This is a genomic window from Micromonospora sp. CB01531 (genome assembly GCF_001905095.1).
Lineage (GTDB): Bacteria > Actinomycetota > Actinomycetes > Mycobacteriales > Micromonosporaceae > Micromonospora.
Genome location: NZ_LWLS01000116.1, coordinates 1 through 20,100 on the forward strand (window position 1 = coordinate 1; position 20,100 = coordinate 20,100).

A 20,100-nucleotide genomic window follows, 5' to 3' on the forward strand; every position below is an offset into this window, starting at 1 on the left:
GCCGGCGCTGCCGGCGCGGCGGCGGCCGGGGCGGCGCCGGCCAGCGCACCGGCGACGCTGCCACCGAAACCGAGCACCAGGGCGCCGACGGCGCCGGCCCGGACCACGCCGCGCCGGGACACCTCGGCGTCAACCAGGTCCCCGAAGTACGGGTTGTCGGAAGCGTTCGGTACCGGGTGGTCGCAGGCGTTGCCGCAGCGGTACAGACAGGTCATCGCATCACGGGAGCCGTGCCGGGTGGCGCCCAGCAGCGGGAGCAGCCGGGGACGGTCGCTCATCGGAAGGTGCCTCCTGGGAAGACGTGGCTGGCGCGCCCGGGATCATCCGCGCGCGTACCGGCCGGACGCTGCCAGGGCGCGGTGAGCGGGTGTCGGCCGTAATGTGAACCACTCGTGAACACCTGCGGCGTGAGCTCGGCTGAACCGAACGGCGTCACCACACGTATCCAGGAATGAACGCACCACCGGACTCGTCGTACGGGAGCGAGGAGACCGCCATCAGCGACCACGACGCCCAACTGCTGCGCGCCTTGCACGACGAGCATGCCGACGCGCTCTTCGCGCACGCCCTCCGGCTGGTGAACGGCGACCGGTCGCGCGCCGAGGACCTGGTGCAGGAGACGCTGCTGCGGGCCTGGCGGCACCCGGAGTCGCTGGACCCAACCCGGGGGTCGGTGCGCGCCTGGCTGTTCACCACCGCCCGGAACCTGGCCATCGACGCTTGGCGGCGCCGCTCCACCCGGGTCGGTGAGGTCTACACCGACGAGCTGCCCGAGCCGGTTGACACGGCGGACGAAACCGAGCGCGCGGTGGAGGCGTGGACCGTGGCGGAAGCGCTGAACCGGCTGAGCCCCACTCATCGTGAAGTCCTGGTGGAGTGCTTCTACCAGGGGCGGTCGGTGGCGGAGGCGGCCGCCCGGCTGGGCGTGCCGCCGGGCACGGTCAAGTCGCGTACGCACTACGCGCTGCGCTCACTCCGGTTGGTCCTGGCCGAGATGGGGGTGACCCGATGAGCCGCTGCGAGTTCGCGTACGACGACGGCGCGTACGTACTGGGGGCCCTCGCCCCCGCGGAGCGGGCCGCCTACGAGCGGCACCTGGCCGGCTGCGCGGCCTGCCGGGAGGCGGTGGCCGAGATCGCGGTGCTACCCGGCCTGCTGGGGCGGCTCGACCCGGCCGGGCTGGAGCAGTTCCTGCCGTCGGCGTCGGAGACCTCCCGACTGCCCGCGCTGCTCGACGCCGCCTGGGAACAGCGGCGCCGCGAACGGTCCCGGGCGCGCCGGCGGTACGCGCTGAGCGGGCTCGCCGCGGCCGTGCTGGCCGTGCTGGCGGGCGTCGGGGTGAGCCTGGTCCGCCCGGCCACCCCGCCGGCGCCGCAGGTGGCCCTCGCCGCGATGCGGCCGGTCGCCGGCCCGGTCCCGCTGCACGCCGAGGTCGGGCTGACCGACAAGAAGTGGGGCACCGAGGTCACCCTGCGCTGCGGGTACGACCAGCGGACGGGTCACCGGGAGGCGTACACCTTCCGGCTGGTGGCGCACGGCCCGGACGGCGCGACGGAGCAGGTTGCCACCTGGCTGGCCGCTCCCGGGGACGACCTCCGCATGGTCGGCGCCACCCACTTCACCCACGGCGAATTGGTCCGCCTCGAACTGCTGCGCGCCGACGGCACCCCCGTCCTCGCCTACGACTTCCGCTGAGGAGCGGTCAGCGGGTCACGGCCGGAACCGGGGTGGCGGCGGCGCGGGCCTCGGCCCGGGTTCGGCGGGCGTTGTGGTAGGCGTCCGTGGTGAAGATGATCAGGGCGAGCCAGACCAGGGCGAAGCCGGCCAGCCGGGCCGGCGGCATCGGCTCGTGGTAGATCAGCACCCCGCAGCCGAGCTGGAGGATCGGGCCGACGTACTGCAGCATGCCGAGGGTGGACAGCGGCAGCCGGTTCGCCGCCCCGGCGAAGAGCAGCAGCGGGATCGCGGTGGCCGCGCCGGCCAGCACCAGCAGCAGGGTGTGCGCGGCCGACACGTGCCCGAACGTCGCCGCGCCACGGTGGATCAGCCAGCCCAGGTACGCCAGCGCGGGCAGCGCCAGCACCGCCGACTCGACGAAGAGTCCCTCCGCGGCGGGCAGCGCCAGCCGCTTCTTGACCAGGCCGTACCCGGCGAAGCTGAAGGCCAGGACGAGCGCCAGGTAGGGCAGCCGGCCGTAGTCGACGGTGAGCACCGCCACCGCGAGGCCGCCCACCCCGAGCGCGACCCACTGTGCCGGGCGCAGCCGCTCGCGCAGCAGGAAGACCCCGATAAGCACGATGACCAGCGGGTTGATGAAGTAGCCGAGGGCGGTCTCCACCACCCGGTCGGAGTTCACCCCGTAGATGAAGGTGCCCCAGTTGACCGCGATCAGCGCGGCGGCGGTGCCGATGCCGGCGAGTGCCCGGGGCCGGCGGGCCAGCGCCCGCAGGAAGCCGATGTTGCGCAGCGCGGCCAGCAGCAGGGCCACGAAGACCACCGACCAGACGATCCGATGCGCGAGGATCTCCATCGGACCAGCCGGCCGGAGCAGCTTCAGGTAGATCGGGAAGAAGCCCCAGATCAGGTACGCGCCGAAGCCGAACAGGTAGCCGAGGCGGGTCTGGTTCACGCCTCCACCGTAAGTGGTGAAGCCGTGCCTTGGTCCTTTCCGGTGACCTGGCTCACCGGCGGTGCCCACTTCATCCAGAGGTCGGGCTCGACCGGGACGAAGCCGATCTTCGCGTAAACCCCGTGCGCGTCCGCGGTGGCCAGCACGATCCGGCGTACGCCCAGCTCGGTCAGGTGGTCGCGGACCGCCCCGGCCAGCCAGGTGCCCAGCCCCCGGCCGCGCTCGGCCGGGTCCACGTAGACGTCGCAGAGCCAGGCGAAGGTGGCCCGGTCGGTGACCACCCGGGCCACGGCCACCTGCTGCCCGTCGCCGGGGCGGTAGACACCGAAACCGAGCGAGCCGGCGAAGGCCCGCTCGACCGTGTCCCGCTCGCGCCCGAGCGCCCAGTACGCGTCGGTGGAGAGCCAGTGGTGCACCCGGTCGAGGTCGAGCCGGGTCGGATCGGTGCTGAGGTGGTAGCCGTCAGGGCGGGTCAGGGCGAACACGCCTGCCACGCTAGGCCCTGTCCATCCGCCTCTCACCAGCCAATTCCCGCCCACTGGCCTGGCCGGTGGGCGGGAACCGACGGGTGCGGAGGATCAGTCGCGGTCGAGGATGGCGCCGAGGATCCAGGTCACGATGCCGACGAAGAGCGCGCCCAGCACCGCGGCCGGCCAGAAGCCGTCCACGTGGAAGGGCAGCCCGGCCTGACCGGCGATCCAGCTCGTGAGCAGGAAGAGCAGGCCGTTCACCACCAGCGCGATCAGGCCGAGGGTCAGCAGGTAGAAGCCGCAACCGACGGTCTTGATGATCGGCTGGAGCACGGCATTGACCACCCCGAAGATCGCCGCGACCAGCACCAGCGTGATCACCTTGTCGGTGACCGACTCGGTGTTCAGCGTGATGCCCGGGATGAGTAGCGCGGCCAGCCAGAAGGCGACCGCCGTGGTGGCCAGCCGGATCAGAAGACCCTTCAGAAAATCCATGGCCGGGATCGTGCCACGGTCCGTCCACCTGGGGAACCCGGGAAGATCGACGAATCGCGGCCGGCTCAGCGGCATACCGGACGACCGACCAGTTGCGACTCGATCGGCGTGGGCGAGAGCAGCGCCCAGCGCAACGCCCGTCGGTTCACCACAGCGACCATGTCGTCGTGGATCCGGGTCAGCCACTCCGCCGAGCCGCCCAGGCCGAGGGCCGTGCCGGCCAGCGCCGCCTCCGCCGGGTCGAGCGGTTGCAGGATCGCCAGGTCGGCGCGGGCCAATGCCGCCGAGTCCGCCGGGGTGAGTTCGTCCCGGACCACCAGGACGGACCGCCAGGGCGCCTCCGGCCCGGCCTCGGGCGACACCGGCGCGGCGTCGACCACCAGCAACAACGGTTGCAACGGCGAACCCGGCGCGCCGCCCACCGGCCGTCTGGGCGGGATCAGCGGCACCGCCCCGCCCACGCCCCGCACGAACGGCTCCCACACCCGGGGGTGGGCGGTCTGCACCACCACCCTGGCGCCCAGCGCCAGCGCGCGCAGCGCGATGAGCTGTGCGGCGCGTACCCCGCCGACCAGCAGCAGCCGGGTCGCTCCGGGCCGGAACAGGCGCACCGTCACCGCCCCGCCGCGCCGGTTGGTGCCCACCATCAGTCCCGACTCGCCGAGGGAGAGTTCCAGGCCGGCCGGGGCCGGGGCGGTGCTGGCCGGGGCCGCCCCGAACGGCAGGGTGGCGGCCAGTCCGACCAGGTGCTCGCCGTCGAGCCGCCGGACGTCCGCGCCGAGATCCCCGGCCAGCCGGCGCAGCGCCCGCTCGGCGGCCGACAGTTCCGCGGCGCTCCAGGCGGCCAGCCGTACGGTTAGCCCCGCCGGCACCGGTGCGGAGTCGGTTCGCGGCCCGACGCAGAGCGACACGGTGGTGGCCGTGGCCGGCAGCGCCAGCAGCCGCGACACCAGGCCGCGGGCCGCGTCGGTTTGCGGGTCCGGCCAGCGCCGCAGCCGCCAGGTGGCCTGCGCCAGCCCGCCTGCCGTCACCGTTGGCCAGCTTTCCCGGACCGGCGCCCCGACGTGGTGGGCCAGTTCGGCGACCACCCGGAGCGCCGCCGGCCCGCCCAGCGGGCGGCCGGTCAGTGGGCCGAGGCGGCGGACGATCCGGCGGACCGTGCCGGACAGGGTGCGCCGCAGTTCCTCGTCCGACCAGCCGTCGACGCGCAGCACCCGGACGGCGAGCACCGCCCGGGTCCGGCCCGCCAGCCGCCCGTCGGTGAGCTGCCGGTACGACGTCCCGGCTGTGCCGGCCCCGGCGGCCGGGGCCGGGGCGGGTGACGCGGCGAGCAGGAGCTGGATCCGGACCGGCGGGCCCTCCGGGCCGATGGGGGCAGCAGGGACAGCGGCGCGGGGAGGGCTTGCGGGCCGTCGCCGAGCAGGTCACCGGGGTCGCCGATCTCCAGCAGCGCGGTCATCCCCGGCGGCGTCGTCCAGCACGGCGGCCGGGCCGCAGGCCAGTTCGGTCGCGCGTACCGTCGTACCGGGCGCGACGAGCTCCACCAGCGCCGCCGGACCGGCCGCCGCCGGCAGGGCGCGCCGCCGGGTCAGGTGCCCCAGACCCGCCAGCAGCCACTCGTAGAGCCGCCGGCCACGGAACCGCACCCATGCGGCGGGGAGCAGCAGCGTGGCCAGCAGCAGGGCGGCAGCGGTCACCGCCATCCCCCGGCCGACGGCCGCGACCAGCGCCGCCACCGCGATCAGTGCCGCCACCACCTGCCCGGCCCGTACGGCCGGCACCGTCCACTGTGCCGCACTGGCGGTCACGGGCGCGGCCGTCCGGTGGAGGCCGCCGTCACCGGGCCGCCTGGTTCGCGGGGCTCTCAGATTCGGCTCACTCCTCGCGCTCACGGTTCCCCTCCGCCTGGTCGCCGGGTGACGGTGGCGTGGCTCATCGTAAGGGCAGCGTTGTTCACAGGGGAGCCCGACGGGGTAGCAGAACCGCAGTCGGGCGGCTACCGTCTGTGACGAGTTCCGCCGAGCGCGCGCCGTCTCCCGCCCCACCACTCCGGCTCTCGCGCTCCGGCGAGTCCACGGTGGTCGTTCCAGCGGCCAGCCACGACCGAGGAAACGAGGTGACGTTCGGGGTGTCCCAGACCCAGGCAGAAGCCGCGGTGATGCAGCAGACCGCCGCGACGTTCGAGCAGGTGGACCAGTCGTTGCAGACCATGCTGAGCGGCCTGATGGCCGAGCTGGAGGTGTTGCAGCAGGCCTGGCGGGGCGCCGGTGGGCGTTCCTTCGAGCAGGTCAAGCAGCAGTGGGCGCAGGACCAGGCGGCGCTGCAGCGGGCCCTGCGGGAGACCGCGATCGCGATCCGCACCGCCGGCCAGCAGTACGACGTCTCCGACACCGAGGCCGCCGGTCGGGTGGCCGGCACCCACCGCGGCATCCAGCTGCCGCTCTGACGAGGAAGGACCGATCTCATGGATCACGGTGTGCTGGTCGTCAACTTCGCCGCGTTGCAGCAGGCGAGCGGGGACATCCAGAAGGCGCTGAACACCCTCGACAGCCAGCTCGGCCAGCTCGAACGGGATGCCGCGCCGCTGGTGGCGAGCTGGACCGGTGAGGCCCGCCAGGCGTACGAGCAGCGGCAGGCGCGGTGGCGGGCCGCCTCGCAGGATCTCCAGGCCATGCTGCGCGACATCAAGCTGGCGGTGGAGGAATCCGCGACCGACTACCTCGACACCGAGAAGCGGAACGTCAACCTGTTCCAGTAGTCGTCGCCGTCCGCGCCGCCAAGATCCGCACAACCTCCCGGATGGTGTGCCCGTGCTCAGCCGGTCGCAGCTTCCCTGAAGTTGTGCGGGTCTTGGCGGCTGGCGTGCGGCGACCGGGTGGGTCAGCTCGGGTCGGCGGGGCGCCAGCGGCGCCGGGCGCCCCGGGGCACCACCACGGCGAGCAACACCACTGCCGTCGCCGCCGCTCCGATCGCGCCGGCCACCAGCAGCGCCCGCTGTCGGGCCGTCGCCCGGCGGGCCCGCTGTGCCGCCGCGGCCGGGTCCGGCCGGTCGACCGCCAGCGCCGCGCCCCGAGCCGGGCGGGCCGCCACCGGCCCGGGTGACTCGGTGACCGCCCGGTACGGGTTGAGCACCCCAGCACCGTAGCCGTCTCCGCGCCCCGGGGCCGGGTCGGCGGTCGCCACCAGCCGCCGGGCCACGTCCACCGCGCTCAGTTCCGGGCGGTACTGCCGCAGCAGTGCCGCCGTCGCGGCCACGAACGGCGTGGCGTAGCTGGTTCCCTCCGCCCGGTGGTGCCCCTGACCGGGCGCCGCCATCAGCACGTCACCGCCGGGTGCGACGAGGTCCACGTACGGGCCGGTCTGGGAGAAGGGCGCCTGGCTTCCGTCCGCCCCGATCGCGCCCACCCCGAGCACCCCGTCGTACGCGGCCGGGTACGGCCGCGGGTCGCCGCCCTCGTGCAGGTTGCCGGCGGCGGCCACCACGACGACGTCGCGGCGCACCGCGTAGGCGATCGCGGAGCGGACGGCGGGATGGTCCGCGTACAGCACGACGGAGAGGTTAAGCACGTCGGCGTCGTGGTCGACCGCCCAGCGGATGGCCCGGGCGAACTCGGCCCCGCCGACCGTACGCCCCGACTCCCGACCCTCGACGACCTGCTGTTCGCTGACCCGTACCGGCAGGATGCGCGCGCCCGGCGCGAGTCCCCGGAACGCCACGCCCGGGCGGGGCGCCGCGGCAATGATGCTCGCCACGCCGGTGCCGTGCCCGGCGCAGTCCCGCCTGCCGTCGCCGCCGGGGTCCAAAAAGTCGGTGCCGGCGAGCACCCGTCCGGCGAGCTGCGGGTGGGTCCGGTCCACTCCAGAGTCGACCACCGCGACGAGCACCCCGGCGCCGGTCGCGAGCGGCTCGAAGCGGTCCGGCGCGTACCGCTGTTGCGGCCACGGCTGGTCGGCCACCGGGCGGGCCGGCGCGGGCGGCGTGGCGCAGCCCTGTGGCGCGCGCGCCACGGGCCCGGCGGCGAACGCGGGTCGCCGCGCGGTGACGGGAACGGTCGGTGCGGCGGCGGCGACGGCGGGTAGCGGTGCGGTGGCGGAAAAGGCCGGCGGCGCAGCCGCGGAGGCGGGTGGTGGCGCGGTGCCGAAGACGGCCGGCGGCACGGCGGCGAGAAGGGCCGCAAGGGCGGCCAGGGGCGGGCGCGTGACGGGCCGGGACATCGACCGCCTCCGTATCGTGTCGGCTCCGGAACGGGATGTTAGCGCCTCGCTCGTGGTCCGGCGGACCGCCGACGGCCAGCCATTGTGATCTTGTTACCACCTTGTAGGTTGTAGGCGATGCCTATGGCCTGTTCGCGGGAGGAGAGGTGGCCGTGACCGGATGGGAGCCGGCCGCCGAGGCCGAGGTGGCGATGCGGGACGCGTTGCGGGCCCAGGACCAGCAGCTCTACTTCCGCATCCTGACCCGGGTCGACCTGCTGCTGCCGGTCGCCGCCGAGGGGCTGGCGGGGCAGGCCCAGCTGGGTTGGGGCACCTGGACCACCGGTGGCCGGACCCACGTCCTCGCCTTCACCTCCGCCACCGCGTTGCGGGCCTGCCTGGGTGAGAACCCCGGTGCCACCCGCCGCGTCCGGTACGCCGATCTGGCCGCTGCCTGGCCCAACCACGAGTGGTGGCTGGCGGTCAACCCTGGCCTGCCCATCGAGGGCTACCTGCCGGCCTGGTTCGTCGCCCAGCTCGCGCGGGGCGACGTCCGGCTGCCGGGCCGGACCATGGGCGCCCGCGCCCGACTGGATCGGGTGGAGGCCACCCGGGTCCGGGCCGCGGGCTCGCCCGAACCGCCCGGCCCGCCGGCCGCCCGCCAGCCGGATCCGGCGAACGGCCACCGCGCCCCGAGCCCCCCGACGCCGCTCGGCCGGTCGGCCGAGGACGACCGGCCGGCTCGCGACGGGTGGCCCGGCGGGTCGACCGCCGGCTCCGCCCGCGTCGGCGATCGGTCCGCCGCCGAGCCTGGCGCCGACGGCCGGTCCGGTTGGCTCACCGACCGGCATCGGCGCCCCGACGAGCAGGGTCCGCTCGCCCGTCCCGGCCGGTCCGGCGAGGCCGCCCCACCGCAGCCCGCCCGGTCGTTCTTCGAGCCCGCCTCGGGCCGGGCGTCCCGCCGCCCGCCGCCGGATGCGGTGCCACGGGCCGTGCCGCCGTCCCGGTTCGCCAGCGGCAGCCAGCCGTTCCCGCGTCGCCGCCCGCTGAGCGAACCGGTGCCGGCGGACCCCACCCAGGCGTTCCGGTTGGACGCCGCCGAGGCCACCCAGGCGATCCGTCCGGCGGAGCCGCCCCGACCGTCCCGGCCGGCCGCCCCGATCGCCGCCGAGGAGGCCGCCCAGGCGCTGCCCCGCCGGCATCCCCGCCCCGGGCCGGGTGCGGAGGAAGCGACCCAGCCGATTCCCGCTCGCGCCCACCCGGGCGGCGCCGCTGACCGGACCCTCTCCGGGCCAGCGGACGCGGAAGAGCTGCCTCCGTCGATCGCCGAACCGGTTTCCGGCCCGCCCGCGCCCCGCCGGGGCTTCTCGCCGATCGTCATCGAGGGCACCGTCATCGAGGCCCGGGACCTGACCGCGCCGGAGGAGCCGGGGGCGGCCCCGGCCGCCGGTCCACCGCCGGTGGTGTCGGAGCCGTACGCCGTACCGACCGTCCCTGCCGCCGCCTCCGCGATGGCGACCGCGACGGTGCCGACGGCGTACCGGGCCGACGGCGACGACGCACCCGCGCCCTGGGCCGGTCCCGCCGATCCCACCGTGCCGATCACGGTCGACCCGCCCCCGCCGCCCGCCGCCGGGGAGGCCGTCCCGCCGGCGTTCCCGGCCGACCGGGCCGCCGCCGCCCCCGCCGCCGAGCGGATCGATCAGGCCGGGATCGACGACCGGACCGCGTCGCTCTTCGAGCCGGTCGCGTCGTCCGCCGAGCAGACCGTGCCGCTGTTCGGCCGGAGCGCCTCCCCGGAACCGGGCACCGGGTCGCTGTTCCAGCCCGCCGGCCCGCCGGAGCAGCGTGCCGCATCGCCGGCCGAGCCGCCCAGGATGGCGGAGGAGCCTACGGCGCGGGTGAGCGTACCGACGGCACCGGACGAGGTGGCCGCCCCGACCGTGCCGACGAGCGACCGCACCCGGGAGACCGCGGGCACGGACGCCCCCGCCGGTCCACCACCCCCGGCACCCGTGCCGGCCAACTTCGTGCCCGCCAACGAGGTGGAGGAGGAACTCGTCGGCGCCGTGGGTAGCGGCAGCACCGACGGTTTCCTCTCCACCCTCCTGCTGGCCCGGGTGCTGCTGCCGGTCGCGGCCGACTCCGCGCCGGGCGCCCGACCCGGCGATTCCGCGTTCGTCTGGCGGACCGAGGAGCTCGACGGCGAGACGTACGTGGTGGTCTACACCTCGCCGGAGCGGCTCGCGGACCGGGTCGACGGACCGGTCGAGACGGTACGCGTCAAGTTCGTCCAGCTCATCCGGCGCTGGCCGGACGAGAACTGGTCGTTCGCGGTGAACCCGGGCACCCCGGTCGGCGCGAAGTACCCCGGCGAGCAGGTCCTGGCGTTGGCCAACTGGGCCGCCGAGGTGGGCCTCGGCGACGACCCGGAGGGCGAGCCGGAGCCGCCCGCGCCGGAGCCGGCGGCCCCGGCCCGACCCGCGGTGCCCCCGGTGGACCCGAGCCGGCCGGTCACCATGCAGAAGGCGGTCGCCCCGAGCCAGCTCGCGTACTACCTGGAGCGTGGCTACGACCGGGTGTCCGGCTTCGTGCACCGGGCCGGCGAGCTGGCCCACCTGAGCACCCCGGCCGGGCTGTACGACGCGCTCGGCCTCGGCCATCCCGACTCGCCGTTCGCCCGCGACGCCGAGGAGATCTACGTGCTGCGCTGGCCGGCGTACCGGCCCAGCCTCTACCGCATCCCGTACGGCGGACAGAACGAGGCCGCCATGCGGGCGATGGAGGGCTGGGTGATCGAGCGGCCCCCGTTCCGCGGCAACGGCTTCGCACCGGGTGAGAGCAGCGACGTGGTGGCCGAGTTCAAGGTGGACAGTGCCCGGCTGCCGCACGGCGCGCAGCTGTGGCGGATCGGCGCGGACGGGAGCGAACGGATGGTGGCGGTGCTCGACACCGACGCGCTGCGCTGGCGCCCGGCCGGTGACGAGTCGTGAGCCGCGACGGCTACGTGGCCCGCTGGCGGGGCCGGGAGTACCAGGCCAGCCCGGACGGCGACGACGTCCGCCTCTACCAGCCCGAACCGGGCGAGGGCTTCGAGGAGGTACGCCCCGGCCGCCACGTCCGGGTGTTGCCGGTCGCCGAGGTCGACGACCTGGCGTACGTGCGGACCACCTGCACGTGGCAGGGGCAGCCGTTCATCGTGCTGGCCGAGCACGAGGGCTGGCTGCGGGTGGAGTACACCGGCGGCCGCTGGCCGGTGGCCCGCGCGATGGGTCTGGAGGCGTTCGAGTTCGGCGTCTACCAGGGCTGGGCGCCGGCGCACGAGGTCTCCGACCGGCGCGAGAAGCGGGTCTGAGTCAGGATTTCGTCCAGCGCAGGATCTCGCCGAGCACCACGTCGTGGGCCTCCGCGTGCGGGAAGTGGCCGACCCCGTCGAGCAGCCGCCACTCGTACGGCGCGATGACGTAGCGGCCGGAACCCTGGGCGGTACGTGGCAGGGACGCCTGGTCCAGCGCGCCGTGCAGCTGCAGGGTCGGCGTGACCAGCGGTTTCTGCATCAGTTTGACGAACCGGTAGCCGTGCAGCCGCAGCACCGAACGGAACGCCCACCGGTAGCCCTCCATGGCGCAGAAGGCGGCCTGCGGAATCTGCATCGCCTCCCGGCAGCACCGGGCGTACGCCGCGAAGTCCGGGCCTTCGACCCAGCGGGGTCCGCCCCAGCGGCGCAGGATCGCCTCCACCTCGGCGGCGTCGTCCCGGGTCAGCACGTGCTCGTAGCGGGGTAGCTGGAACTTCAGCGTGGGCGTGGAGGCGGTGAACTGGCCGCGCGGGTCCGCGAAGATGGCGGCCCGCAGCCGGAGCGGGTGCGGCGCCCCGAGCACCACCAGCCGCCGGACCAGGCTGGGGTGGAACGAGGCGGCGGTCCACCCGATGAGGCCGCCGGCCCCGGAGCCGACCAGGGTCGCCGACCGCTCGCCGAGCGCCCGGATCAGCCCGGCGACGTCGGCGGCGAGGGTGTAGCCGTCGTACCCCCGCGGTGGCTTGTCGCTCGCGCCGTACCCGCGCAGGTCGACCGCGACGGCCCGGAATCCCGCGTCCGCGACCGCCGGCAGCAGGTCCTTCCAGGCGTACCAGTACTCGGGGAACCCGTGCAGGAAGAGCACCATCGGGCCGGTGCCGGCCTCGACGACGTGGAAGCGGCTGCCGTTGGCGCCGACGAACCGGTGCGCCCACGGCCCGTCGGGGAGGACGCAGGACTCGTCGACAGGTCCGCCGCGCTGGTCGGTCATGTGCCCAGCGTAGGCGCTGCGCGCGTGCGGCCGCCGCGCGCCGTCGGGCCGGCGCTCCGCACGGCCGCCGCCGTCCCGGGGCGACCTGCGTCGCTGCCGACGGATCAACGGGCGATGCCCGGGCAGGTGGCCTGCCCGGGCATCGCGTCGTGCGGTGATCAGCGGCTCAGGAGAACTGGACCTTGATCGAGGTGCCGTTCTGCTTCAGAACCTTGATCTTGGTGCCGGTGGCCGGGAGCTTGACGCCGTGGTTCGGCAGCTCCGGGAACCAGTACTGCTTGGTGTCGTCGAACAGCGGCTGCGCGTCTTGGCCACGGATGTACTGCGGCTGGCTGTTGATGTGCAGCGTGAACGAGTCCGCCTTCTTCAGACTGAACGGCGCGTCGTAGACCTGGACCCGGGCCCGCCAGGGGTTGCCGGTCAGGTTGTAGATCGGCCGCGGGTGCGCGTCGATGATCATGTTCCGACCCTCACCCGGGTGGGCGAAGGTGTCGTTGTCGGCCCACCGGAGGTTCCAGTAGGAGATCAGCAGACCCTGCTGGTACGCGTAGTGGTCCACCCAGTCGGGCCGGCTGTTCAGGTAGCCGAAGTAGTACGGGCCGGTCTTCAGGTACTTGTCGTACGAGACGTACGACCGATTGCCGGCGATGTAGTAGTTGGCGAAGTCCCGGGTGTAGGTCTCCTCGGCGATGCTCCAGCCCTTGAGCGCCCAGTCCCCGGTGCCGTTCTCGGCGCCGTCGCTGAGCAGGGTCTGCCCGTCTGTGGTCACGGTGATCGCGTCACCGAAGAAGCCGCCCGCGGAAAGCCCGCCGTCCGTGACGTAGTGGAACCGGAACTGGGCCACCTTGCCGGCCGCCGCGTCCAGCGGGATGTTGATGTCCACCCACTTGCCGCCGCTGCTGCCGCTGAGGGCAGGACGGGGGTCGCTGCCCGAGACGGGCGGGAGTGCCTTGCCGTTGACCGTGCCGGGCAGCGCCGACCAGGTCTTGCCGCCGTCGGTCGACGCCTCGAAGAAGAGGTAGTCGAAGCCGGACTCGATGGAGTAGCGGCCCTTCATCGACAGGGCGGCCGTCGACTTCCCGGTGAGGTCGATCGTCCTGGTCATGGTGTTGTCCAGGTCGTCGTCGTTACCCGAGAAGTACTGCTTGGCACCGTCGAACGGCTTGCCGTTGTTGAAGGTGTACGTCCGTGGCGGAAGCACCACGACCGCGGCCTGGGGCTTCTTGGAGTTGTACTCCTGCGGCCCGAGTTCCAGGGTGCGCTTCTGGCCGGCCTTGACCACCTCGTAGTCGAGCCAACCGAGCTGGAGCTTGTTCCACGCGCCCAGGTCGCCACCGCGCTCGCCGATGCCGCGGTCGTTCTTGTCGCCGAGCCGGCTCTGGGCCATCAGGGTCCAGTGCTCGTTGTTGTTGTCGCCGCCGTTCAGGACGTTGTAGTCGTCCGGCAGGCCGAGGTCGTGGCCGTACTCGTGGTAGAAGACGCTGCGGCCACCGTTCTCCGGCTGAATGGTGTAGTCGCGGATCCAGACGCCGGTGTCGCCGATCTCGGTGCCGCCGATCGGGAAGTTCGCCGGACCGGTCTGCGAGGTGTTGTATGCCGCCCAGCGGTGGCTCCAGATCGCGTCCTCGCCCTGGTGCGGGTCGCCGTCCGCCTGGTCGCCGCCAGAGTGAACGATCTGGAAGTGGTCGATGTAGCCGTCCGGCTCGTTGAAGTTGCCGTCGCCGTCGTAGTCGTACCGGTCCCACTGGTCGAACGACTGCATGTCGGCCTTGATCTGGGCGTCGGTGCGCCCCTTGGCCTTCTGGTCGGCGACCCACTGGTTGGCGGCGTCCCGGATCAGGTCCCAGGTGTTCTGGCAGACGTTGCTGTCGCAGACCGCCGGGTCGTTGGCAGGGTTCTCGACGTCGTCGTCCGCGATCGGGTCGTCCGAGCGGCCGTACCGCGCGGCGTTGTACTTGACCTTCACCCAGTCGGTGACCATGCCGTCCACGGTGTACCGCCCGGACGACTGGGCCTCGTAGTACTGCTTGAGCGACTCGTCGCCCGGCTTCGTGCCGAAGTACAGCTGGCGGAAGTGCTCCGGGCTGTAGTTGGCCTGCCAGACGGTGGAGTTGTCGACCGCACGGTTCGGTGCCGGGATCTCGTTGTGCCGCGGCCCGTCGAACCGGGTCGGACCCGGGATGTCCGGGTTCATGTCCTTGTCCGGGTAGGCCGGGTCCCGCTCGTCGCCGAACTCGGCCAGGATCACGAAGATCTTGTCGGTCCGCTCCCGGGCCAACTCGACGTACTGGTTCTTCTTGCCGCCCTTGCCCGGGGCCGCGCTCCGGGCGCCGGCCGCCGTCGCCGCGCCGCCGGCGGTCTCGCCGACCTTGACGACGGTGCTGCCGTTGATCTTCTGCGGCGTGGTCTTGCCGGACAGGACCTCGCTGAGGCCCTCCTGACGAAGCGCGCGGCGCTTCTCTTCGAACTTGTCCGGCAGATCATGCTCAGCCTGCACGGGCTCGGCCACCGACGAAGCGGTGGCCGGCAACTTCGGCTGCGGCGCGGCGCTGGCGGCCGTGCCCGCCACCAGTCCCGTCGCTGTCAGCGAAAGCCCGAGTAGACCCACTGCGACTTTGCGCACGTGGTACCTCCGGTGTGAGGGAACCGGCCCACGGGGTCGGGCCGGTGAGACGTCCCACTAGTGGGACCACTGGTGAAGATAGACACTCCCGTGACGGGTGGGAAGACAGGCACGTCGATTTGTAGCAACTGCTTGACGGGACGGCTCTTCACCGTCACATCCGCATCGGTCGATCGGACAGATCGAGCAGGGCGAGCGTCCGGGTACGCGAAAGGGGCCGGTGGCGTCGCCGCCACCGGCCCCTCCGTTGGTGCTACCCGATCAGTTGGTGACCTTGACGACCATGTCGCTGGTCGGGGTGGTGCCCTGCTGCAGGATCTCGATCTTGGTGCCGGTGCCGGCGACCTTCACCGAGTTCCACGCGTTGCCCGAGTTCCAGTACGTCCCGATACCGCTGTCGTCGAAGATCGGGTGCGGCTCGAGCGCCGGGACCGTGACCGCCACGCCGTTCTTGTGGAAGGTCTGGGCCGGCTTGGCGTAGAGGCTGAACGTCGCGTCGTAGCCACCGCGCCGGTTGGTGATCGTGCCCTGGCCGCCGATGTTGATCTTCTGCGAACGGACGTCGACCGGGAGGTTGAGGCCGTAGCCCGGGTGCTGCGACGTGTTGTTGTCGCCGTACGCGTAGTTCACGTACCACACCAGCATGCCGGGGTGGTTCGAGAACCGCTCCACGAAGTCCGGCCGGCTGTTGGCCCAGCCGAAGTTGTACCCACCGGTGCGCAGCGCGTCGTCGTAACCGAAGTAGGTCCGGTTCTCGGCGATGTAGAAGCGCGGGTAGGTGTCGGTCACGGAGCCGCCCATCCGGGTCCAGCCCTTGGCCGTCCACTCGGCGGCCAGGGTCTCCGCGTCGTCGGTCCACGCGACGGTGCCGTTCTTGGTCAGCGCGATGTTGTCCAGGAACGGACCCGCCAGGTGCACGCCGCCGTCGGTGGCGTAGCGGTAGCGGAACGTCACGGTCTGGCCGGCGTACGCCGACAGGTCGTAGGTCAGGTCGACCCACGCGCCGCTGGTGGAGCCGTCGACCCCGGTCTCACCCTGGTCGATGAGCGAGTTGCTCAGGGCGTGCCAGGTGGCGCCACCGTCGGTGGACACCTCGGCGTAGAGGTAGTCGTAGTCCTCCTCGATGTCCCACTGGGCCTTCGCGGTGATCGACGCGGAGGTCGAGCCGGTCAGGTCCAGGGTGCGAGTCAGCGTGGTGTTCAGGTCGTCCGCGCTGCCGCCCCACCACTCGTACGACCCGCCGAACGGCGTGTTGTAGTTCGTGGTCTGGGTGGTCGAGGGCAGGTTGACCACGACGGCCTGGGCCTTCGGCCCGTCGCTGTCGCCCGCCGGGCCCAGGGTCACCTGGGTGGTGCCCTTGCCGTAGTCGACGGTCGAGTGGTTCAGCCAGCCCAGGTAGAGCTTCGACCACGGGTCCATGTAGCCCGGGGTCGAACCGATGTCGTCGGTGCCGTGGCTCAGCCACGAACCCGACGCCATCAGGCTCCAGAAGCCGACGCCGTTGTCGCCGCCCGCGGTGTCGTACAGGTCCGGCAGGCCGAGGTCGTGGCCGTACTCGTGGGCGAACACGCCCAGGCCGCCGTTCTCCGGCTCCGTGGTGTAGTCCCGGATCCAGAAGCCGGAGTTGCCGATCTGGACACCACCGGCCAGGTTGCCGGCCGGGCCAGCCTTGCCCTCAAGGTTGGGGAACGCGGCCCAGCGGTGCGACCAGATGGCGTCCTCGCCCTGGGCGCCGCCGCCGGCCTCCTCGCCCTCGCCGGCGTGCACCGCCTGGAAGTGGTCGATGTAGCCGTCGGGCTCGTTGAAGTTGCCGTCGCCGTCGTAGTCGTACCGGTCCCAGACGTCGAACTGGGCCAGGTAGTCCTTGATCTGCTGCGGCGTCTTGCCGGCCTTGACCTGGGCGTCATACCAGGACGTGGCGCTGTCCTTGACGAAGTTCCAGGAGCCGTCGGCGTCGGAGATCTTGTTGCTGCCGTACCGCGCCTCGTTGTACGGCACGGAGATCCAGTCGCTGACGTCGCCGCCGACCGTGTACCGACCGCCGGACTGCTGCAGGTAGAAGTCCCGCATCGACTCGCCCGAACCGTAGAACATGTCCGTGTAGTGCTCCCGGTGGAAGTCCGGGCGCCACAGGGTGCTGTTGTTGTCGGTCGAGCTGCCGTCCCAGTTGCGGTCCGGCTCTGGGATCTGGTTGACCACCGGGCCGGGGGTGCCCCCGGTACGCGGGTCGGTCTTGTCGCCGAAGTTGACCAGCATCGTGAAGATGGGGTCGATCTTCGGCGCCTGCTGGTACTCGACGAACAGGTCGTCCTTTACCTGGATGACCTTCGAGCCGTTGCGCGTCTGAAGCTTGGCCTTGCCCGTCAGCAGGTCGGCGATGGCCTGCTTCCGGACCTCCCGGTGCTGATCCGCCTTCGGATCCGGGAGGTTGTCCTTGCCCTGCTTCACCTTGTCGACGCCGGGGGTGGGCTCCGCCGCCGGGGCGGCGGACGCCGGCGCCGTGACGACACCGGCTGCCAGCAGCGCGGCCGCGGCCGAGGCCAGGCCTGCTGTGACTCGTCTCCTCAAAGGTCCTCCTCCTTTGTGGATCTGTTACATGACAGGGGCAGCCAAAACCATCACTGTCATGTAGTGCGTCACCACCTTGGCAGAGGTCCGCATCGTTGTCACGGGTCAATCACCGTCGTGGGTGCCCACCTTTCTCGGGCAAATCCGGATCAAAAGGTGCAAGGATCTGACTGCGATTCGCATTACGTTTTGGGCACGATCACGCTGCGTGAGCGTGATTACGAGGTCCCCGAAAAGGAGCGCTGGCATCCACCGAAATGTCACGCGGCGGCTGGAAAGAATCTGCCCCCGTGTAACGAGAGCGGGGCCTGTCCGGAGCAACAGCTCCGGACGGGCCCCGCCCGTGTCGGGTTAGCGTAGATAGTTGGCGTACACGTGGCCGGCGACCGCGTCACCGGCCGCCACGCCGTTGTCCCCGTCCCACTGGTAGTGGACGCCGAGGTAGATCCGGCTGCGGGCGTTCTCCACCGCAGCGGCGGTGAAGGTGCTGAAGGTGCGGGTGACGCCCATCGCGTGCGGGTCCTCGGTCGTCGCGGTGTAGGTGACGTTGTCGGTGCCGAAGTAGCGCTTCATGATGCCGGCCCACGCCCCGCCGAAGGTGGCGTGGCCGGAGACGTACGCCGGGAAGTTCGGCGAAAAGGGCACCCCGGCCTTGTTGGAGAGCGGTTGCCAGTTCCGGTCCTCGGTCGTCGCCGCGTTGCCGTCCGTGCCGGCCTCGCGGATCGCGGTGACCGGTCGCCACAGGTCGATGGCGGTCTGGTACTTCGCGTCCCAGGCGGTGATCGCGGCGTCCGCCATCGCCATGCCGACCAGGGCGAAGAGCTTCGCGTTCGCGCCCTGGCTCAGGCCGCGCTGCTTGGCGACGGTCTGGGTCAGCTTGAACAGCTGGCCGGGCGGCTTGTAGGTGCCGTCCAGGTCATTGGCCCAGAAGTAGGCGATCGTGGTCTGCTCTGCCGTGCGGGTGGTCGAGTTCGCCGCGCCCAGGGACTGCACATCGGCGACCTGCGCCGCGTACTCGGGACTGGCCAGCAGGCTGGCCGGGGTGTTGTAGCCGCCGGGCGGCCCCGGACGGAACTGCGAGCCGGAGGTGAGCGCGAACGGCTTCACCAGACCCCAGTTCGGCGAGGCGGCGTCGGCCCCGTCGGTCGGCCGCCACTGGCCCGGTACCAGCTCCGGCGTGTAGGGGGTGTTGTCGGTCGACCCATCGTTCGTTCGGTTCGCCCGCATCTGGTCGACCACCGACTCGGCGATGCTGGTGCTCCAGCCGCCCGGACCGGGCTCGCCGAGCGGCACGTCCAGCCGCGCCCGCTGGTAGTCCGCCGAGAAGTCCAGGCTCGGGAAGAGCGCCAGCTGCAACAGGTTGTAGGCGGCGACGTCCAGGTTGGCCTTGAGGTCGTAGCTTGCCCCCGGCTCCCGGTTCACGTTGCCGCCGAGATACGGCGTACCGATCGGGCTGAGCGCGGTATAGGTGTCGTAGAGCGCGATGTGCAGCATCGCGCCGGCCCGGGCCAGCCCGGTCGGCGGGCCCCCCGTCTGCCGGTACGCCTTCAGCAGCACGTCGTTCCAGAAGAGGATGTGGTCGAAGCTGGTGGGCGCCGCGACCGCCGGAGCCGGCGCGGCGGCCACCGGGACGGTCAGCGTGAGCGCGGCGAGCGCGGCGATCCCCAATTTCCGAATTCTGGACAGCGTCTTCAACCCGGCCCTCCCATGTCGGTCGCTCCCTGCTCCGGCGTGGAGGCGGTGCCCTGGGCCGAAGTGGCTCCACTGTGGCGGCCGGGCGGCCGGGCCGGGAGGGCAAAGCGGCCAGCCTGGCCGCAAGCTGCACTGTGCAAACTGCGGCAGCGGTCAGACCAGTCCGCTCCGGGCTGCCGCGATGCCGAGGGTGAGGCGGTTGGTGGCCCCCAGCCGCTCCTCCAGCGATTCCATCTGACGTCGAACCCAGCGGGTGCTTCGGCCGAGGCTGCGCGCAATGGCTTCGTCCTTGAAACCGGCGGCGGCGAGCCGGAGCACCTGGAGCTGCGCGCTGCTGGGGCCACCGGCAGCCGCGGACGCCGGAGGGTCCAGTGGCACCGCCCGCCGCCACAACAGCTCGAACCAGTCCAGCAGCGCGTCGACGAGGGCCGGGACCCGGACCAGCAGCGCGCCACCATCCGTCGATGGGATGCCGACGAGCGCCACCCGATCCGCGATGGTCAGTTGCACCGGTAGCCCGGGCAGGAGGCGGACGCTGCCCGTCCGGTCCTGCCCGGCCGCCGGCCCGGTCGACTGCGCCACTGTCTCGGGAGTGTGGATTGCCCGAAACCGGACGCCGGCCTCCGGCGCCGGCGCGGGCCAGCCGTGCGGATCGTCGCCCGGCCGGTGTGTGCGCAGGTGGTGGCAGTGATGCCGGGCCGTGGTCACCAGTTCGTGGAGCCGGGCGGCGAGCTCGTCGCTGCCGCTCAGCAGTTCCAGCTGGGTGCCGGTGCCCCAGGCGGCCCGGGGCGGCTCTCGTTCCAGCCGCTCCAGCTCGGCGTACCGGTCGGCCAGCTCCCGGTTCGCGTCGGCCAGCTCCCGCTGCCGGGCCAACAACAGCCGACGCAGTGCCGCGGCCGGCGACACCGCGCGCAGGCTCCCGGCCGGGGTCTGGAACACCAGTGCGTGCCGGAGCAGTTCGGCGAGCGCCGGTGTCTCCGGTGCCTCCGGTGGGACGAACGGTGCCGAGGCGTCCGCCAGCAGAGCCTCGTACAGCTGACGCGCATCATCGGAGAGCAGCCCAGCAAACATCCTCGTCCCCCGTCCCCCGCGGCCGCCGGTGGCGGCGTCGCGCTGCCGCAGCCGGTGCCCGGTCGGCGT

General features: G+C 72.7%; 15 protein-coding genes and 2 pseudogenes. 6 read left to right on the plus strand and 11 right to left on the minus strand.

Annotated elements, in window-relative coordinates; translation table 11 throughout:
• A pseudogene (locus A6A27_RS34830) lies at nucleotides 1–278 on the minus strand (phosphatase); the annotation flags it as partial.
• Between the two features lie 239 nt (nucleotides 279–517).
• On the opposite strand from A6A27_RS34830, the gene A6A27_RS34835 reads away from it, so the two are divergent.
• Together A6A27_RS34835 and A6A27_RS34840 are read left to right on the plus strand one after the other, a co-directional pair.
• Nucleotides 518–1,012 (plus strand): sigma-70 family RNA polymerase sigma factor, encoded by a 495-nt coding sequence (locus tag A6A27_RS34835; RefSeq protein ID WP_241825615.1) that lies wholly within the window; start codon nucleotides 518–520, stop codon nucleotides 1,010–1,012.
• Nucleotides 1,009–1,695 carry an anti-sigma factor family protein gene (locus A6A27_RS34840; RefSeq protein ID WP_073838917.1) on the plus strand — a complete coding sequence of 229 codons (687 nt, stop codon included), beginning with the start codon at nucleotides 1,009–1,011 and terminating at the stop codon, nucleotides 1,693–1,695. The genes A6A27_RS34835 and A6A27_RS34840 overlap by 4 nt, the downstream gene beginning before the upstream one ends.
• Nucleotides 1,696–1,702: 7 nt before the next feature.
• Here A6A27_RS34840 and rarD read toward each other — a convergent pair whose 3' ends face one another.
• From rarD to eccE, 4 genes and pseudogenes are all read right to left on the minus strand, one after another.
• The gene (rarD, locus tag A6A27_RS34845; protein WP_073838918.1) at nucleotides 1,703–2,629 is read right to left on the minus strand and encodes an EamA family transporter RarD; all 927 of its coding nucleotides are present in this window, start codon (nucleotides 2,627–2,629) and stop codon (nucleotides 1,703–1,705) included.
• Nucleotides 2,626–3,114: a GNAT family N-acetyltransferase gene (locus A6A27_RS34850; protein ID WP_073838919.1), complete on the minus strand. Its 489-nt coding sequence runs from the start codon at nucleotides 3,112–3,114 to the stop codon at nucleotides 2,626–2,628. Before A6A27_RS34850 ends, rarD begins: the two co-directional genes overlap by 4 nt.
• A gap of 93 nt (nucleotides 3,115–3,207) precedes the next feature.
• Nucleotides 3,208–3,594 (minus strand): phage holin family protein, encoded by a 387-nt coding sequence (locus tag A6A27_RS34855; protein WP_073838920.1) that lies wholly within the window; start codon nucleotides 3,592–3,594, stop codon nucleotides 3,208–3,210.
• Between the two features lie 65 nt (nucleotides 3,595–3,659).
• Nucleotides 3,660–5,462: pseudogene (gene eccE / locus A6A27_RS47840) on the minus strand (type VII secretion protein EccE).
• Between the two features lie 260 nt (nucleotides 5,463–5,722).
• On the opposite strand from eccE, the gene A6A27_RS34865 reads away from it, so the two are divergent.
• Together A6A27_RS34865 and A6A27_RS34870 are read left to right on the plus strand one after the other, a co-directional pair.
• Nucleotides 5,723–6,040 carry a WXG100 family type VII secretion target gene (locus A6A27_RS34865; RefSeq protein ID WP_073839175.1) on the plus strand — a complete coding sequence of 106 codons (318 nt, stop codon included), beginning with the start codon at nucleotides 5,723–5,725 and terminating at the stop codon, nucleotides 6,038–6,040.
• Nucleotides 6,041–6,058: 18 nt separating this feature from the next.
• Nucleotides 6,059–6,352, plus strand: a complete 294-nt coding sequence (locus tag A6A27_RS34870) for a WXG100 family type VII secretion target (protein WP_073838921.1) — start codon at nucleotides 6,059–6,061, stop codon at nucleotides 6,350–6,352.
• 122 nt (nucleotides 6,353–6,474) lie between these two features.
• Here the strand turns inward: A6A27_RS34870 and mycP are convergent, their stop codons facing one another.
• Nucleotides 6,475–7,809, minus strand: a complete 1,335-nt coding sequence (gene mycP / locus A6A27_RS34875; RefSeq protein ID WP_083673115.1) for a type VII secretion-associated serine protease mycosin — start codon at nucleotides 7,807–7,809, stop codon at nucleotides 6,475–6,477.
• A gap of 152 nt (nucleotides 7,810–7,961) precedes the next feature.
• Between mycP and A6A27_RS34880 the strand changes: the two genes are divergently transcribed.
• Together A6A27_RS34880 and A6A27_RS34885 are read left to right on the plus strand one after the other, a co-directional pair.
• Complete coding sequence (locus A6A27_RS34880; RefSeq protein WP_073839177.1) at nucleotides 7,962–10,781, plus strand: SseB family protein; 2,820 nt, start codon at nucleotides 7,962–7,964, stop codon at nucleotides 10,779–10,781.
• Nucleotides 10,778–11,143, plus strand: a complete 366-nt coding sequence (locus A6A27_RS34885; RefSeq protein WP_073838922.1) for a hypothetical protein — start codon at nucleotides 10,778–10,780, stop codon at nucleotides 11,141–11,143. Before A6A27_RS34880 ends, A6A27_RS34885 begins: the two co-directional genes overlap by 4 nt.
• A gap of 1 nt (nucleotide 11,144) precedes the next feature.
• On the opposite strand, the gene A6A27_RS34890 is transcribed toward A6A27_RS34885, so the two are convergent.
• From A6A27_RS34890 to A6A27_RS34910, 5 genes are all read right to left on the minus strand, one after another.
• Nucleotides 11,145–12,077 carry an alpha/beta fold hydrolase gene (locus A6A27_RS34890; RefSeq protein WP_073839178.1) on the minus strand — a complete coding sequence of 311 codons (933 nt, stop codon included), beginning with the start codon at nucleotides 12,075–12,077 and terminating at the stop codon, nucleotides 11,145–11,147.
• 166 nt (nucleotides 12,078–12,243) lie between these two features.
• Nucleotides 12,244–14,685: an immune inhibitor A domain-containing protein gene (locus A6A27_RS34895; RefSeq protein WP_073838923.1), complete on the minus strand. Its 2,442-nt coding sequence runs from the start codon at nucleotides 14,683–14,685 to the stop codon at nucleotides 12,244–12,246.
• 276 nt (nucleotides 14,686–14,961) lie between these two features.
• Nucleotides 14,962–17,268 (minus strand): immune inhibitor A domain-containing protein, encoded by a 2,307-nt coding sequence (locus A6A27_RS34900; RefSeq protein ID WP_073838924.1) that lies wholly within the window; start codon nucleotides 17,266–17,268, stop codon nucleotides 14,962–14,964.
• Between the two features lie 351 nt (nucleotides 17,269–17,619).
• Nucleotides 17,620–18,936, minus strand: coding sequence for a vanadium-dependent haloperoxidase (locus A6A27_RS34905; protein ID WP_198940584.1), 1,317 nt, complete (start codon nucleotides 18,934–18,936; stop codon nucleotides 17,620–17,622).
• A gap of 177 nt (nucleotides 18,937–19,113) precedes the next feature.
• Nucleotides 19,114–20,031 carry a helix-turn-helix transcriptional regulator gene (locus tag A6A27_RS34910; protein WP_073838925.1) on the minus strand — a complete coding sequence of 306 codons (918 nt, stop codon included), beginning with the start codon at nucleotides 20,029–20,031 and terminating at the stop codon, nucleotides 19,114–19,116.
• Nucleotides 20,032–20,100 lie beyond the last annotated feature (69 nt).